At 57.9% G+C, this 15,950-nt stretch carries 13 protein-coding genes; 6 read left to right on the top strand and 7 right to left on the bottom strand.

Translation table 11 applies throughout. The features are described from left to right. The first annotated feature begins 57 nt into the window (after nucleotides 1-57). Nucleotides 58-606, top strand: coding sequence for a hypothetical protein (locus ACDI13_RS04360; RefSeq protein ID WP_316989497.1), 549 nt, complete (start codon nucleotides 58-60; stop codon nucleotides 604-606). Nucleotides 607-630: 24 nt separating this feature from the next. Next, nucleotides 631-1,107 carry a hypothetical protein gene (locus tag ACDI13_RS04355; protein WP_316989498.1) on the top strand — a complete coding sequence of 159 codons (477 nt, stop codon included), beginning with the start codon at nucleotides 631-633 and terminating at the stop codon, nucleotides 1,105-1,107. A gap of 155 nt (nucleotides 1,108-1,262) precedes the next feature. Here the strand turns inward: ACDI13_RS04355 and ACDI13_RS04350 are convergent, their stop codons facing one another. The 5 genes from ACDI13_RS04350 to ACDI13_RS04330 form a co-directional block, all read right to left on the bottom strand. Next, a complete protein-coding gene (locus ACDI13_RS04350; protein WP_316989499.1) occupies nucleotides 1,263-3,437 on the bottom strand; it encodes a phosphocholine-specific phospholipase C in 2,175 nt (724 codons plus the stop codon). A gap of 21 nt (nucleotides 3,438-3,458) precedes the next feature. Beyond that, nucleotides 3,459-3,656: a hypothetical protein gene (locus ACDI13_RS04345; RefSeq protein WP_316989500.1), complete on the bottom strand. Its 198-nt coding sequence runs from the start codon at nucleotides 3,654-3,656 to the stop codon at nucleotides 3,459-3,461. Nucleotides 3,657-3,677: 21 nt separating this feature from the next. Then, the gene (locus tag ACDI13_RS04340) at nucleotides 3,678-5,756 is read right to left on the bottom strand and encodes a LamG-like jellyroll fold domain-containing protein (protein WP_316989501.1); all 2,079 of its coding nucleotides are present in this window, start codon (nucleotides 5,754-5,756) and stop codon (nucleotides 3,678-3,680) included. Nucleotides 5,757-6,663: 907 nt separating this feature from the next. Then, entirely contained in the window at nucleotides 6,664-7,500 is an 837-nt protein-coding gene (gene murI, locus ACDI13_RS04335) for a glutamate racemase (protein ID WP_316989502.1), read from the bottom strand. A gap of 186 nt (nucleotides 7,501-7,686) precedes the next feature. Next, nucleotides 7,687-9,033 (bottom strand): aspartate aminotransferase family protein, encoded by a 1,347-nt coding sequence (locus tag ACDI13_RS04330; protein ID WP_316989503.1) that lies wholly within the window; start codon nucleotides 9,031-9,033, stop codon nucleotides 7,687-7,689. A gap of 100 nt (nucleotides 9,034-9,133) precedes the next feature. On the opposite strand from ACDI13_RS04330, the gene ACDI13_RS04325 reads away from it, so the two are divergent. Beyond that, nucleotides 9,134-10,057, top strand: a complete 924-nt coding sequence (locus ACDI13_RS04325) for a LysR family transcriptional regulator (protein WP_316989504.1) — start codon at nucleotides 9,134-9,136, stop codon at nucleotides 10,055-10,057. A gap of 41 nt (nucleotides 10,058-10,098) precedes the next feature. On the opposite strand, the gene ACDI13_RS04320 is transcribed toward ACDI13_RS04325, so the two are convergent. Both ACDI13_RS04320 and ACDI13_RS04315 read right to left on the bottom strand, forming a co-directional pair. Continuing rightward, on the bottom strand, nucleotides 10,099-10,524 hold the full coding sequence (locus ACDI13_RS04320) for a lipocalin-like domain-containing protein (RefSeq protein WP_316989505.1): 426 nt from the start codon (nucleotides 10,522-10,524) through the stop codon (nucleotides 10,099-10,101). 116 nt (nucleotides 10,525-10,640) lie between these two features. After that, a complete protein-coding gene (locus tag ACDI13_RS04315) occupies nucleotides 10,641-12,068 on the bottom strand; it encodes a PLP-dependent aminotransferase family protein (protein ID WP_316989506.1) in 1,428 nt (475 codons plus the stop codon). Between the two features lie 233 nt (nucleotides 12,069-12,301). On the opposite strand from ACDI13_RS04315, the gene ACDI13_RS04310 reads away from it, so the two are divergent. From ACDI13_RS04310 to ACDI13_RS04300, 3 genes are read left to right on the top strand one after another with little or no spacing between them, the layout of a single operon-like run. Continuing rightward, the gene (locus ACDI13_RS04310) at nucleotides 12,302-13,954 is read left to right on the top strand and encodes a cbb3-type cytochrome c oxidase subunit I (protein ID WP_316989507.1); all 1,653 of its coding nucleotides are present in this window, start codon (nucleotides 12,302-12,304) and stop codon (nucleotides 13,952-13,954) included. Nucleotides 13,955-13,958: 4 nt separating this feature from the next. Further along, nucleotides 13,959-14,567 (top strand): cbb3-type cytochrome c oxidase subunit II, encoded by a 609-nt coding sequence (locus ACDI13_RS04305; RefSeq protein ID WP_316989508.1) that lies wholly within the window; start codon nucleotides 13,959-13,961, stop codon nucleotides 14,565-14,567. After that, nucleotides 14,564-15,154, top strand: a complete 591-nt coding sequence (locus ACDI13_RS04300) for a cytochrome c (protein ID WP_316989509.1) — start codon at nucleotides 14,564-14,566, stop codon at nucleotides 15,152-15,154. Before ACDI13_RS04305 ends, ACDI13_RS04300 begins: the two co-directional genes overlap by 4 nt. Nucleotides 15,155-15,950 lie beyond the last annotated feature (796 nt).

The following is a 15,950-nucleotide window of genomic DNA, read 5'->3' as shown; positions in this document are numbered from 1 at the left end:
TACCGCAACCCGGCACGCACCCGGCTTGTCGGGCTGCGTGCCGTGATTGAGAAAATAATGAATATTCTGCACAAATTAGCGTTACTGATTCTGGCGGGCGGCCTGGCTGCTTGTCAGCAAACGATGCCTCGCCAGGCTCCTGATCCTGTAGATCCGGCACCGCCTGTCATGCAAGGTTCTGCCTCGTCGGCCAAGGCCCCTGCGGTGGCAGCAACAGCCTCTCGCAATCAATCCAACACGGTCATCACCCTGCATTTGGCGCAGGAGAAAGCGGAAGCGCCCTTGGTGGCGGTGGACGTGGGCGGAACCTCTCTTTATGCGCTGCCGCAGCCTGTTCTGACGCAAGCCGATCTGCACCGAGTCACTCCCGTGACGACACAAGATCAAGGAACCTTTCTGTTACTGGAAATGAACCAGAACGGGATTACTAAACTGCGTAGTGTCACGGCTCAGGCGCAAGGCCACTATCTGCTGCTAAGTGTGCAAGGGCAACTGGTGAGTGTGGCGCGTATCAGTGAAACGATTTCCGATGGGCGTTTGCTGATCGGAACCCAGAATGCCCAGCATACACAGGCCATTATTAAATTGATGCAGGGTGGTCAGTGATAACAGGACTGCGTATCGCGCCCTATGTACGATTTTGATGTGGTTTTTCTCCTGATTGCACAGCCTGCATCATCGCGTGTGGGCGATATGTTGGCCCTGCATGATCATTTGGCCGGCTCCGGGATGTGCACGACGGTAGCAACCAGCCCTACAGACCTTGCCATGTTCGGAAAGCGTCTGCGCATTCTGATTATTGACGGGGAGGGCGAGAGCGCGTTTGATGTGTATGCCGTTATCTCTGCGATGCGGCAACTGGATAATGTCAGCATTCTGTTTCTGGCCGATGAGTCCCCCTTGTCCTGTGAGCGCGCCTTGTATGCAGGGGCTGACGTTTGTCTGCCTGCTCGTACTGCTTACGCTGCTGTTTTACGTGCGGTTGTGGAACTGGCCAGTGCCCGGAAACCGGCCCCCATCCATGATGAAAGAGTGGCGGTAAAAAGAAAGAGGCAACGTAGACGGCATTACATGGGCCTGAATTTTCGGTCACGTTATTCCCGCTAAGCCTGCTGGAAGCCGTTGGGCCTTGCCCTCTATCTCACACCGATAAGTATCAAAAAAAACCCGATGCCAAGGATAGGCATCGGGGTAAAAAGTGTGCGTGGTGCGCACGCACACATAGTCAGACAGTGGAACGTTGGATTCAGAGTATTTACGTTTTACAGGTAGGCGGGGATCCCCAGGGCTGGGTCGCTGACGCCATGCTCACCAAACTCGACTCGGCCTGCAAAGCGACGGTAGTAGCTGGGGTCGTTGCTGCTGCGGACCACAAAGTCGTACCAGTGGCCGCTGGACTTCAATGCCCAGGACTGTTTGGATTGCTGACCTGGCTCAACGGTCACGTCCCAGGGGCCGTCTTCGCGGTAGGCCATGGACTGGATGGTGAAGGTGCAGGCAGACTGACCGCCGTTCATCATTTCCAGATAGACGTCACCCTTGGTGACTTCGTAGCAGACGCGAATTTCGGGGCGGGCGGCCTCGGACTGGCTCAGTACGCTGACATCGCCACGGAAGTGACGGTGAAAGCCGTTCGGGCCCAGTACCCACAGGTCGTAGTGACCCAGGTTATCGGCCTGAACATCCCAGACATCGTCCAGCATCTGGTCGGGCTCGACCATGTAGCGGCGGGGAATGCGGTCCAGGTTCAGTTTGTCGTAGACATGGAAAACAGCCGCCGCTTTGCCCGTGTTGGAGAACAACAGTTGCACGCCTTTTTCGCTATCGCAGCGGGCGCTGACATGTAGTTCGTAGGGCAGGGCGCGCGATGGACGCACACCGGTTTGCTGAACAGGAATACGCTGATTGTCCAGGGGCTGAGGAACTTGAGCCAGGCGTTCCTGGGCACGGCGGATGGCGTCGGCTTCGTCGCGGCTACGACGGCCATTCAAGGTAGGCAGGGGTTCGGTGTTCGGGCTGGCGAAGTTAAAGGCACTGGTCAAATCGCCACATACTGCACGGCGGTACGGGCTGATATTTGGTTCCATCACGCCAAAACGCTCTTCCATGAAGCGGATCACGGAGGTGTGGTCGAAGACCTGTGAGTTCACCCAGCCACCACGGCTCCAAGGGGAAATAACGTACATCGGCACGCGTACACCGGGGCCAAACACCTTGCCGTCGCGTGGAGGTTGGCCCAGCAAGCCTTTAGGGCTGGGGTAGTTGTAGTATTCAAAAGCAATCTGCTCATCGGTCAAGGTGGTTTTGCCCATAGCCTTGCCCGTGTCCGGATCAATGGAGGGGGCCGACGGGGACGGTACGTGGTCAAAAAAACCGTCGTTTTCATCAAAATTGACCAGCAGAACCGTCTTGCTCCAGACCTCGGGGTTGGCGGTCAGCGCATCGAGCAGTTCCTGCGTGTACCAGGCACCTTGTACGGGGCTGGATGGGCCAGGGTGTTCGGAGTAGGCGGCCGGTGCCACGACCCAGGAAATCTGGGGCAAGTTCCCTTCTTCGACATCCTTGCGCAGTTGGCCGAAGAAGCCACCGTCGGGCATGGTGTTGGCCACGCCCTTGTACAGCGGATTGCCAATGTCATCCGACGGCTCGTAGGGGGTATTGTTTGGTTTGCCCGATTGTTCGTTGGCACGACGATATTGTTTGAAGCCTGCCAGTGAGTTGTCGGTAAAGTTGTCGGGCAGATTCTGGTAGACCTTCCAACTGATACCGGCTTCTTCCAGGCGCTCAGGGTACGTCTTCCACTCGTAGCCCAACAGCGAGGAACCCAGGCTGTCCCAGGCGTTGTTGACGGTACATTCACCTGTTCCGGTTGGGCCGTTAGTCCCGGTCCACATAAACATGCGGTTGGAGTTTGTACCGGTGTGCATGGAGCAGTGGTAGGCATCGCACAGGGTAAAGGCGTTGGCCATGGCGAACTGGAACGGCACCTCGGCTTCGCGGTAGTAGCCCATGGAGTGGGGGCGCTTGTACTTGGGCCAGAAAGCCATGCGGCCATGATCCCAGGCTTGTTGTCCATCTACCCAGGCGTGGGGGGTGCCGTTGACCCGCTGAGCATTGCCCTTGGTGCTGTCCAAGTGGTAGGGCATGATGGTTTCGGTGGAACTGAGGTTTTGCTGCCAGACGTTGCGGCCATTCGGGAGCGGGATGGTGAAGCGATCCCCGAAACCACGTACCCCTTTCATCGTGCCAAAGTAATTGTCGAATGAGCGGTTCTCCTGCATCAGGACGACGATGTGTTCCACATCCTTGATGGTGCCTGTCTTGTTGTTGGCCGGAATGGCCAGCGCCTTGCGGATGCTGGGAGGGAACGCGGCCAGGGAACCGGCAGCCAGGCTGGCACCGGTCATATTGCGTAGGAAATTGCGGCGTGAAGTCATTGTGCTTAATCTCTTAGTCAATCAAGGGGCGCATTTGAGTTGTGGCGCGGGTTCTGGAGTGGGCTTGCCGGGTTCAGTCGGCTCTTCTGGCGAGCCGGGGCTGCCGGAGCTGCCGTTGTCGCTACCGCTACTGCAAGCCGCCAGCAGGCCGCAGAACATCAACAAGACGGATGCGCGTTTTAGGCGCTCAAAGGTGGGTGAAGCGTTCTTGGAAGTCATAAAAAAGTCCTTGCTTGGCGATCAGGGTTGGAGGCTGGACAGAGGTTGGCGCGATTCGTAAATACTGGTCAGCTCGTCCGTGCTCAGGGCGCGGTCCCACATGGCCAGCTCACCAAAGTCCATATTGATGTCGCTGCGTCCCCAGCGTTTGTAGTACTGGCCGGTAACGTCTTCGTTCAGGCCCAGTTCGCTCGTGCCGGTGCCACCCAGAGCTTGAAGGGCACGGGCTTCCAGAGCCACCGAGCCAAACTGCGCCCCTTTTTTGGGGTCAAATACGTGGCCCAGCATCTTGCCTTGGGCTTTGTCGATGACGACAGCCACATAGGCCCATTCGTCGGGGGTGATGTTGTAGCCTCTGCTCTCGTTGCGGCCGCCACCATAGCCCGTGTTAAAGCGGATGTCGCAACCGTTGGCATTGAACAGACCCAATGCAAAACCGGGGTTGTTGCCGGAGTCGTAGTTTTTGTTCGCCATGATGGAGGCGCCGTAGCCGTGGCAGTTGTTGGGCGTGCGCAGCCAAAAGCCAATCGTCATTTGCTGCACGCTGCTCAGCGTGAACAGGTTGCGGCTCATGGACAGGCGGTAGCCACGGTTGCCGTTGCCATCGACATTGCTGCCCATGATGCGCAGACCACCCTTGTCTGTGCTGGGATCCAGGAAGTCGGCGGCAATCAACTGACCGGCGGGTACCGCAGGGGTCGAGGTTTGCAGCGTGCTGCCACCTTTGCTGTCGGTAAACGGTTGGGCGCTGAAGGTGTAGTAGCTTTGCAGGCCATTTTTCAGGGTGTCAGCCAGTTTCGGTGGGGGCTTGTAACCCACTTCTGCTTTCAGGGTGGATGCTGCCTTGCCTGTTTGGATCGAGTAGTAGAGCGAGTAGATTTGCTCGGTGTCCGACGAGGGCAAGGGGTCGGAGTATTGTGTTGTGCCTGCAGGCAGGGTAGCGATCAGCTTGCCGTCGCGCATGACCTGGATTTCCTGCGAGGCGTCACCATCCAGCACCCATTTCAGGTCCACTATGTTTTTGTCGTCTGGCTTGCTGAAGGAGACGTTGCGCACGCGAGTGTCAGCTTGCAGTGGCGAGCCACGGAAGCGGTATTGTTCGCTTTGGACGCCCAGGTGGGACAGCACGGTGGGGGCAATGTCGATGACAGCCGCCAGGGTGTTCATGTTGGTGGTGCTGGAGACTTGGCTGTCGGCGGCGGGTAAGGAGGCCAGGGGTTTATTGGTAGCAATAAAACTGGTTTTGTTGCGGTTAAATTGCGAGCCTGTTGTGCCACCAAACTCGTCCAGACCATAGCTGGTGGTCAGAATGACCAACCAGTCTTCCGAGGCGTCAGCCTGTTGGCGTTTGTCAATCAGGGCGAACAGTTTGTCTAGTGATGCCAGGGAATCGTTAACTGCTTCTTGGTAGGCGGGGCTGCCCAGACCACCTTGGGTTGCGGCACGAGCAGGGGCCTGGATTTGGGCCAGGATCAGGGACTTGCCTTCTTGCAGGTACTGTTGTGTTTGCTCGCTGACACAACTGTCGGAGTCGGTACAGTTGGCCGCTTCGATGATGCGGCCTTCTTGCAGGTCCTGGCTCCACAGTGTGCGGTAGTCGGCGGTGCTCAAGGACAGGGCGGCCTGGGTTGGCTCGGCGGTCTGAGCGACCAAGGTGGGGCTAGTGAGTTTGGCGTCTTCCTGGCCGACACCGCGCAGCCCGTGCTGGTCTGCCCAGACGCCGGTAATTAGCGAGGCCCAGCCAGGCAGTGGCAGGGTGCGTTGTTCGCTGGGGGTGCCGGTATAGCCGCCGGTTTGGGCGGGGGCGATGGTCAGGTCTTTCAGGGCAGGGTGCTTGCCAGCCTGGCGGGCTTGCAGCAGGGCTTCGTAGCTCAGGCCGTCGATGGTGACGATCAGGGCTTTTTTGCCGCCCAGCGCCTGGGGTTTGTCGCCAGGTTCTACGGTAGGAGGTTCGGGATGGGTGCCGGGGTTAGCCGGACCATCGCTGCCATTGGAACCGCTGCCGCAGGCGGTCAAGAGCAGGGCCAGGGACAGGGAGAGTCCGGCTTGTTGCAGGCGCTGCACGGTGTGAGATTTTTGGGGGCGGGAGGTGAAGGTCATACAGCCACTCGTGGAGAGAAGGTAAAAAGAGAGGCCAGACTGTGCGTGGGGGTGGGCGGCTCAGTCGGCATCGGATCAGGACTGCGGGCAGTGTAGGAAGGGCGTGTGACTGCCCTGTGAACGGATCAGCAAATCCGCCGATGATTGGATTGTGTTTTATGTGAAGGGCTGGTTCCGGGGGGATGGGGTGGGGGGAGAGTGGCGGCGGGCTGCGGCTTGGCGGGGATGTGGCGGGTGGATGTCTGGTTTGTTACGGGGGGAGGAGGGCGGTGGGTTTTGAGCGGTTTTTTATGTTTTAGGTTCAAAATTGTTGTTGGATTTGGGTTGAAGGTGGGGCGTAGGGTCGGGGGCTGGATGGGGAAACAGAGGAGAGGATCGCCTGGGGCATTCTTCGTAGGTCGCTACTCGGGGTGCTGGGACAAGGGGTGCGGGGCGGACCACTTGCCGACGCTGCGCGTCGGTGCCCTTGTCAGAGTGGCAATCGGGGCGCAGCCTGAACTCGCCTGGTGGTTTGTCCCCCGGACAAACCACAAGCGTCGGGCTCACACAGCAGGCCGCTTGTACCCCCGATCGCCACTCCGCCTGCGGCAAGTCGTCTGACTCGCCCCGCACCCCTTGTCCCAGCACCCCGAGCAGCTCTCAACGGTTTGAGGAGGCATGCCTGGGATCTTTGTTCCTGCGGATTGTTGTTCGAGTCGTGGGGCTCGGGGCTTGTTGCTCGGGCTGACTTTACAACCGTCCGGAAGGAGGGTTTTTAAAGTCATCACGTCACTACGGACGCGGGTTTGATCGAAGGTGGCGAAAGAGGGGGCCGAAACTGGACAGCAGGAGGTAGAGATCAGCCAGATAGAGCAGCCGATTCAAGCTGCTCTTATTGGACACATCGGGGAATTAAGGACGGCCGGTTTTACAGCGTGTTCAGCGTCTGTGTCGGGAATGTCAGCATGGTGGGTTCTGTAAGTCCTGTCAGTGCTTGGATGACTTTTTGGGCTTGGTCCATGGGGGCGCTGCTGATGAAGGCGCTGTTGCCTGCCTGGGTTTGGGTGTTCAGGCAGTTGGCTTGGTCCAGGCGGCGGTGGACTTGGGCGGCCACGGCGAAGGAGGGTTCCAGGATATGGAAGCGCGAGCCGCTGATGGCTTCGATGGTGGCGCGCAGGAAGGGGTAGTGGGTACAGCCCAGTACGAGTGTGTCGGCCTGGCTTTGCAGGGCCGGAGCCAGGCGGTGGCGTAGTTCTGCTTCGATTTCCGGGCCGCTCAGTTGCAGGGCTTCGACGCGGTCGGCCAGGCCGGGGCAGGGGATGCGGATGATTTCTACGTCGCTGGCATAGCGGTCGATCAGGCTTTGCAGGCCGCTGCTATCCAGGGTGCGGCTGGTGGCCATCAGGGCGACACTACGGTTGCGGCTCAGTGCAGCGGCGGGTTTGATGGCCGGTTCGATGGCGATGATGGGAATGCTCAGTGTGGCGCGCAGGGCCTGGGCCGCTACCAGGGTGGCGGTGTTGCAGGCGATAACCAGTGCTTTGCAGCCTTGATCTATCAGCAATTGAGTCATTTGCAGGGTACGCTCCACAATCCACTCGGGGGATCGGTCACCGTAGGGAGCGTACTGGGAATCGGCCAGGTAGAGAAGATGCTCGTTGGGCAGGGATTGGCGCAGGGCACGCCAGATGGACAAACCACCCACGCCCGAGTCAAACACGCCAATAGGGGCCTGTGCAAAAACGGGGGGGTGGGATGGACTCATGGCGCTGAACGATTCTTGTGGGGCAAAAATTCTATTATGGCGCTTTTGTTGTGTTTGGAGCAGGGGCTACCGCCTGGATTGCACAGACTGTCTCCTTTAGCCCCTGTTCAAGGTCTTGGCTTCGGTGTGAGGCGGTTTTGTTAGCGACAGTAGAGCGGCCTTTTCTTGACCGCCCGGTCGCTACGTTCAGCTCAGGTTCTTCAGGACACTACCAACGGCATCGAATAGTGAGTCAAGCTGTGCGTGTGTGCTGGTGAAGGTGGGGCCAAATTGCAGGGTGTCGCCACCAAAGCGCACGTAAAAGCCCTGTTTCCACAGTTGCAGACCGGCTTCAAAAGGGCGGATGGCAGGGTCGCCATTACGCGGAGCCAGTTGGATGGCACCTGCCAGGCCGCAGTTGCGGATGTCGATGACATTTGGGCTGTCGCGCAGTTGGTGCAGAGCCTGCTCAAAATGCGGGGCCAGTTCGGCGGAGCGTTGCAGCAGATTGTCTTGTTCCAGCAACTCCAGGGCAGCCAGTCCAGCGGCGCAGGCGACGGGGTGGGCAGAGTAGGTGTGACCGTGGCTGAATTCCACAGCGTGCAGTGGCAGGTCCTGACCCATGAAGGTTTGGTAGATTTCTTGGCTGGCAATGACCGCTCCCATGGGAATGGCACCGTTGGTCAGTTGCTTGGCCATGGTCATGATGTCGGGGGTGACGCCAAAGTACTCGGCTCCGGTATAAGTGCCCAAGCGGCCCAGGCCGGTGATGACCTCATCAAAGACCAGCAGAATGTTGTGCTGATCGCAAATCTGGCGCAGGCGTTGCAGGTAGCCGGTAGGGGGCACCAGCACGCCTGCCGAGCCCGAAACGGGCTCGACAAAAACGGCCGCGATGGTGCTGGCGTCGTGCAGTTCGATCAGTTTCAGCAGTTCGTCGGCCAGGGTCAGGCCCCCTGTCGCGGGCTGGCCGCGCGTGAAGGCGCAGTCTGCTTGCAGTACATGGGGCAGGTGATCGGCATCCATCAACTGGCCGAACATTTTGCGGTTGCCGCCTATGCCGCCCAGGCTGGTGCCGGCCACGTTCACGCCGTGATAGCCACGCGCCCGGCCAATCAAACGGGTTTTGGTCGCCTGGCCTTTGATGCGCCAGTAGGCTCGCACCATCTTCACGACAGTGTCGGTACATTCAGAACCGGAGTTGGTGAAGAAAACGTGATCCAGACCCTCGGGGGTGTATTGCGTCAGCTTGTCAGCCAGTTGAAACGCGGCGGGATGCCCAAACTGAAAGGCGGGAGAGTAGTCCAGTTGTCCGAGTTGACGATGCACGGCGGCCTGGATTTCATGGCGAGCGTGTCCGGCACCGCATGTCCAAAGCCCGGACAGGCTGTCAAGAATCTGGCGGCCATCCTGGTCGTACAGCCAGTTGCCTTCGGCTTTGACGACCAGACGCGGGTCCTGCTGGAAGTGCCGGTTCGCGGTAAAGGGCATCCAGTGGGACTGGAGATTGAGTTCACTGGCAATCTGCTGTGGCGCAAAGTAGGGTGAGTTCACATCGGTCTCCTCAAGGCGGTGAATACCCCCAGTGTAGGCCGCTAAGTTGTTGAGTAAAATACGTTTTTATTCAACTTTACTTATTGTTTTACTCACCTATATGCAATTCAAGGGACTCTTGCAGGTTTCTGATTTTGATTTGCGTCTGCTGCGTGTGTTCAGAACAGTGGCGCAAGTGGGCAGCTTTTCGGCGGCGGAAGGCGTGCTGGGCATTACGCGCTCGGCCATCAGCCTGCATATGAGCGACTTGGAAAAGCGCCTGGGTGGAATCCGGCTGTGCCAGCGTGGCCGGGCTGGCTTTGCCTTGACCGAGGAAGGGCGGCAGGTGTTACGGGCTAGTGAAACCTTGATGGCCGCAGTGGAGAATTTTCGCAGTGAAGTGAATCAGCTGCATTCCAGCTTGCGAGGGGATCTGAATATAGGCTTGATGAATAGCCTGATCTCGCAGCCCCATATGCACATCACCTCGGCCTTGCGTGCCTTACGGCAAAAAAGCGAGGCGGTGCGTGTCCATATCAGCATGAGTACGCCGGGTGAGATTGAGCGTGGTTTATTGGATGGTCGCTTGCACATGGGTGTGCTGCCCGAAACCAATGCCTTGAGTGGGCTGGAGTATCGCACGCTTTATGCAGAGCCTTATTTTCTGTATTGCTCCTGGGAGCATCCTTTGTTTGAAGCGGTGCAAACAGGCTCGGTGTCTCGGGACGCCTTGTGTGGGGCTGCGGCCATTGCGCCTGCTTATCGTATGAGCCCGGAGGCGATTGGCCAGCACCAGGATTTGAATTGCGTTGCTACCGCCAGTGATCGGGAAGGGATCGCCTTTTTGATTTTGACGGGGGAGTACATCGGCTTTTTGCCCGAGCACGTGGCGGCTCGCTGGGTAGAGAAGGGCCAGATGATGGCGGTGGACCCGCAGCAGCGTCAGTTCACGATTCCCTTGTCCTTGGCCATGCGCAAGGACAGGCGTGCACACGCGATTGTGGATTATTTTCTGGGCCTGCTCGATGGTGAGGTTCAAAACTGAAACGGCCAACAAAGGCTGGCCGCTAGTTATGGCGTATCTGCTTAGGCTGGCCCGGCGCGGTGCCACAGCAAGGTGCCCACTCCCAGTTTGCCTGCTACCGTCACGGGTTCACGGGTACTCAGTTCCAGCGCGTCTTGAGTAAAACGTGCCAGGCGTAGCTGGGGAACCCCTACCCAATCAGGGTACAGAGACATATCAACAAAGTGGGTGACGCACTGGGTGGCTTCATCCACTTCAAACGTACCGGCGTAGGCCAGATACGTATCCAGTAGCGATTGACAGTTGTCCTGTACCGTTCGGGTGCTGCTGCCCAGTTGCGCCCCTACATAACCTGTTTCTGTATAGATCAGTTGACCGATAGGGTTAGGTCCCAGTCCTGGATAGCTGGGCGAGCCATCTTCCGGGACAAATTCAAAGGACTCCAATTGCCAGACACCGATCAGCTTGCTACGTAAGGTATGGGCCATCAAAAACTCCTGAATAGACAGTGTTGTTGCGTTATGTAACGGCGCCATCATGCTGTCTTTTTATTTGTTATTCAATGACTTGCCTATTCTTATTTTCTATCGCCAGGCCCTACGCTTCATGACTTTTTAAGTGGCAATGATCGGCAGGAATTACCCAGAATTTCCAGAGCCTGGTCACTGTGTTCGGTCCAGGGGTGACCAAAGTTAAGGCGCAGGCAATGGCTGTAATTCTGGGTGGTTGAAAAGATAGAACCCGGCGCCAGACTGATGCCTTGTGACAGGGCCTGGCGATGCAATTCCAGGGTTTGTACGCTTTTTTCCAGCTCTATCCACAAGAAGTAGCCACCTTCGGGGCGGGTTGCCCGTGTGCCTGAGGGGAAGTGGCGCCCCAAGGCTTTGGCGAATTGTCCATACTGGTTTTTTAACTGGGTACGCAAACGGCGCAGGTGCTGGTCATACGCGCCTTTTTCCAGGTAGCTGGCCAGGGCTAGCTGGGTAGGGACGGGGGAAGTCAGGGTGGTGGTCAGTTTGGCCTGGGCGACTTCACGCAGATAGCGTCCCGGCACAGCCCAGCCGATGCGATAACCGGGTGCCAGGGTTTTGGAGAAAGAAGAGCAGTGCATCACCAGGCCCTGGCGGTCGAAGGCTTTGGCGGGGCGGGGGCGTTCTGTGTCGAAGTACAGCTCGCCGTAAACATCGTCCTCGATCAGGGGGATGTCATAACGGGCCAGCAGTTCGACCAATTGGGCTTTTTTCGCATCGGGCATCAGGCTGCCCAGCGGGTTCTGGAAGTTGGTCATCAGCCAGCAGGCTTTGGGGGCATGTTGCTTGATGGCGTGCTCCAGCGCGTCCAGATCAATGCCTTCACGCGGGTGTGTGGGCACTTCCAGGGCCTGTAGCTTCATGCGTTCCAGCGACTGCAAAGCCGCATAAAAGGTGGGTGACTCTACCAGCACAATGTCACCCGGTTGAGTCACTGCAGCCAGACAGAGGTTCAGTGCTTCCAGAGCCCCGTTGGTAATCACAATATCGTTGGCATTGATCGCCATGCCTTGAGCCAGGTAACGCAAGGCAATCTGGCGGCGCAAGGGGGCGTGGCCCTGGGTCAGGTCATCCACGCTGGCCCAAGGGTCTTGTTGTTTCAGGCTGGCTGATAAAAAGCGGCCCAGTCGCTCCAGAGGAAAGAGCAGGGGGCTGGGGAAGGCGGATCCCAAGGGGGCTACGGATCGCTCGGAACTGGATTGCAAGATTGCCATGATCAGGTCGCTATTGTTGACGCTGGTGGCTTGCAGAGGTGGCTGGGAGGCGGTGTCTGCCTCCAAGGTATGAGGCGCCAGGCTGGGGCAGACGTAGTAGCCCGAACGAGGGCGCGCCTTGATCAAGCCTTGTGCTTCCAGTCGGTAATAGGCCTGGAAAATCGTCGAGGCACTGATCTTGTGCTTATCCATCAATTGGCGCACGGAAGGCATGCGCTCGCCTGCCGCTACGGTGCCGTCCAGAATGGCCTGGGCCAGCTCCTTGGCCAGGGTCTCGTACAGTTTCATGCTGCTCAGTGCTCCATCTGATACGGTAGTTTTGATAAATGTGGTTTTTTTATTATCTGATGGGTGTGGTGGCAGGCACAAGTAGGCCGCAGTTGACGCGGCTTTCCAGCCAACTGATAGGGTTTTTTAAGCCTTAACTGATTCTTGGAATGCTCTGTACCGACAGGTAGCCTTGCCGGGTGTTTTTGTCCGTGCCCCTGTGGGCGGCGGGCCTATCTAATCAGAGGAATACCATGAACCCGACGGCGCTTTTGCTTGCCGCATTCATCCTGTCGATTGCCGGGCTTTTTGCCTTTATCTGGTCCTTGCGCAAGGGCCTGTTCGACGCTGACGTCAGTGGTGCGCGCACTATTTTTCACAAGGGCGAAATCGGCCAGCCCGAAGAACCTTCTGCTGGTGATGCCCAACGGCAGGCGCTCAGCCTGGCGGCGGCCGACCATATTGCAGAGAACCATGGTCAGCAAACCAGCGCGCTTGAAATGGCGGCGCGTGAGCAGGCTGACCGCTCCAGCTCCATGCCTGCTTTTTTGTTGATTGTCTGTGCGGTGGTCTGGCTGGTGGTGGCCTCGTTTGCGGGGCTGATCAGCTCCTTGAAACTGCACTGGCCCGAGTTTCTGGGTGACGTTTCCTGGTTGAGCTTTGGCCGTCTGCGCACGATTCACCTGAACGGTGTGGCCTATGGTTGGGCCCCGATGGGTTTGCTGGGCCTGACCATCTGGATGTTGCCGCGTTTGCTGCAAACCCCCTTGTTGGGAGGCCGTTTGGTGATGGTGGGTGGCCTGGTCTGGAACGCGGCTTTGGTCGCCGGCATTGGGGCCTTGGCCATTGGCTTGAACGCGGGCCTGGAGTGGCTGGAAATCCCTTGGCAAATTGGGGTGCTGTTCGCCTTTGGCGGCATGATGATCGGTATGCCGCTGGCCTTGATGCTCTCGCAACGCAAGGTCAAGCACTTGTACGTGTCGGTTTGGTATATCGGTGCGGCGCTGTTTTGGTTTCCCATTCTGTATCTGGTGGCTAAGGTTCCGGGTGTGCACTTCGGGGTGGAGCAAGCCACCATGAACTGGTGGTTCGGGCATAACGTATTGGGCTTGTTCTATACCCCCATGTCGATTGCCGCCATTTACTACTTCCTGCCCAAAGTCATCGGTCGGCCCGTGCGCTCCTATAACTTGTCGCTGCTGGGGTTCTGGACGCTGGCGTTTTTCTATGGGCAGGTGGGCGCGCATCACTTGATTGGTGGCCCTATTCCTGAATGGCTGATTACCTTGTCCATCGTTCAAAGCATGATGATGGTGATTCCGGTACTGGCTTTCTCGGCTAACCAGCACTTGACGCTGAAGGGCCATTTCAGTGCGTTGCGTCACTCGCCGGTTCTGCGTTTCATTGTCTTTGGCGCCATGATGTACACCGTCGCGTCCCTGCAAGGTTCGGCTGAAGCCTTGCGTTCGCTGAACGCCATCACTCACTTTACGCACTTCACGGTGGCCCATGCTCATCTGGGGATGTACGGCTTTGTGACCATGGTGATCTTTGGCGGAGTGTACTTTGCCTTGCCCCGCATTCTGAACACCGCCTGGCCCCGTCCTGCCTTGATTTCCTGGCACTTCTGGCTGGTGGTGGCTGGTTTTGCCATCTACATCATTACGCTCAGCATTGGTGGTGTGCTGCAAGGCTTGGCCTTGCTGGATCCGGCTCGTGGTTTTATGGAATCGGTGGCGGTCACCATGCCGTGGCTGCAGGGTCGTTCCATTGGTGGTGCCATGATGACTTTGGGTCATCTGGTCTTTGCCCTGCACGTGTTGCTGATGATTGTGAAGTCGGGGGCGTTTGCCGTGACTGAGTCCCGCTCGGCTCCTATGCACCGTACCGCTGGGCTGGAGGTTTAAGGACATGGAAAACGAACTGAAGTTGATTATCGGGTCCATGGTGACCTTGTCTTTGGCAACGGCGGCCATGATTGTGGTGCCCTTTTTGCAGTTGAAAGACGAGCCTGCCCCGGAAGGCTTGTCGCCCTATACCAGCCAGGAAATACGGGGGCGGGCGGTGTATCGAGGCAATGGTTGCATTACTTGCCACACGCAGCAGCCCAGTACCACGGGTGCGGGTGTGGCGGATGCCAGCCGTGGCTGGGGGCGTGCTTCGGTCGCCGGGGATTATCACTACGACGATCCACCTTTGCTGGGCACCATGCGTACCGGGCCGGATCTGTTCAATATTGGTGTGCGTCAGCCTAGTCAGGATTGGCATTTGGGGCACTTGTACGATCCGCGCGCTTACTCGCCGGGCAGCAATATGCCTGCCTATCGCTTCTTGTTTGAGGCCAAGAATCCGGAGCAGGTGCAGCCTGATGAGCGCGTCGTGAGTCTGCCACCGGGTGTGGCACCGGAAGGCAAAGTGGTGGTGGCTCGTCCGGAGGCTTTGGATCTGGTGGTGTATTTGCAGTCACTCAAGCATGTGTATCCGATCTTGAGTGCGGATGCAGTGGGAGGTGAGGAATGAGTCGCCCTGTGCAAAGTCGTCAAAGCGAGAATGCCGATCCTCACGAGCAGTACAACCCGGTTCCGCGCGTAGTGATTTTGGTGATTTTGGCTTTGTTGGCCTGGGCGGTGTATTACATCGTGTCAGCTCAGCCGAATAGCTCTCCCCGCCTGGGGGATCAACGACCGTTGGCTGTGTTGGCTCCCGCTCCTGGCAGTGCGTCTGCGGATGGCAAGCAGCTATATGCCAATGCCTGTGTGGCGTGCCACCAGGCAAGCGGGCAAGGTTTGCCGGGGGTGTTTCCGCCTTTGGCTGACTCTGAATGGGTGAAGGGCCAACCCAAAGTGTTAGCTCAGTTGGTGCTGCATGGCATTAACGGGCCTATCACGGTGAAAGGACAGCAGTATCAGGGTGCGATGCCTGCTTTTGCGGAGCAGTTCAGTGATGCGGAGCTGGCGGCTGTGTTGAGCTTTATTCGCCATGAGTGGGGAAATGAGGTGGATGCCGTCACTCCTGAGTTTGTGGCCGAGGCGCGGGCGGCTAGTGCTGATCGAAGCCAACCCTGGCAAGGGGAGAAGGAATTGCAGGACTGGATTGCGGCGCAGTGAGGCGGTTGGGACTGGTTCTTCTGGAATTAATAATTAGAAGCACGTGTTGAAACGGTAGTACGCCGGGAACAGGCCCCCGGCTTTTGAACCGATATCTCGCCCGACCCCAGGGTTGGAGATGTCGGTTTTTTTTGTTTGGTGTCTCGGTGTGGGGACGCCGCTTGGGGGCCGGGTCCAGGGGGTGGGCTTGACTACTTGCCGATGCTGCGCATCGGTGCCCTTGTCGATGTCTTGATACGGGCGCACTCTGAACTCGCCCGGTGGTTTGTCCCCCGGACAAACCACAAGCGTCGGGCTCAAACAGCAGAGTGCTTGCCTCCCGTATCAAGACATCGCCTGCGGCAAGCAGTCTGAATCGTCCACCCCCCTGGACCCGGCCCCCAAGCGGCTCACAACGGAGAAATATAAAAAACCGATTTGTGGCGGGAGAAAGTGCTGGTTGTATAGGAGACAGGGGGCTTTTTAGTGTTCCTTGGCTTGGCGCTTGGTGGGCTTACGGCTTGTTGTCGGCCAAGTTGTTGAGATGGATTGAAGAGGCACTGCGGTTGAGCGCAGTGAGGCTAGTTGAAAAAGCCCAAAAGTAAACATTACTGATGATCAACGTGCTCGCAGTACTCACACACTGATGATTGGCATCAATCTGTAGCGAGAACTTGTAAACCAGGGGCTTTTAGAGGGGGCTTTGAGGGTTGCTGCTTAAAAATGGAGATCCAGGCATTGGATCTGTCTATGCAGCACCTGGATCTTGGAAGCAAACCGGCTTGAGTCGTGGATATGCATCACTGTGAACCACTTG

The organism is Alcaligenes faecalis (assembly GCF_041521385.1).
GTDB classification, from domain to species: Bacteria; Pseudomonadota; Gammaproteobacteria; order Burkholderiales; family Burkholderiaceae_B; genus Alcaligenes; species Alcaligenes faecalis_E.
Note: the sequence above shows the minus strand (reverse complement) of the source record. Positions and strands in the feature narration are given on the sequence as shown.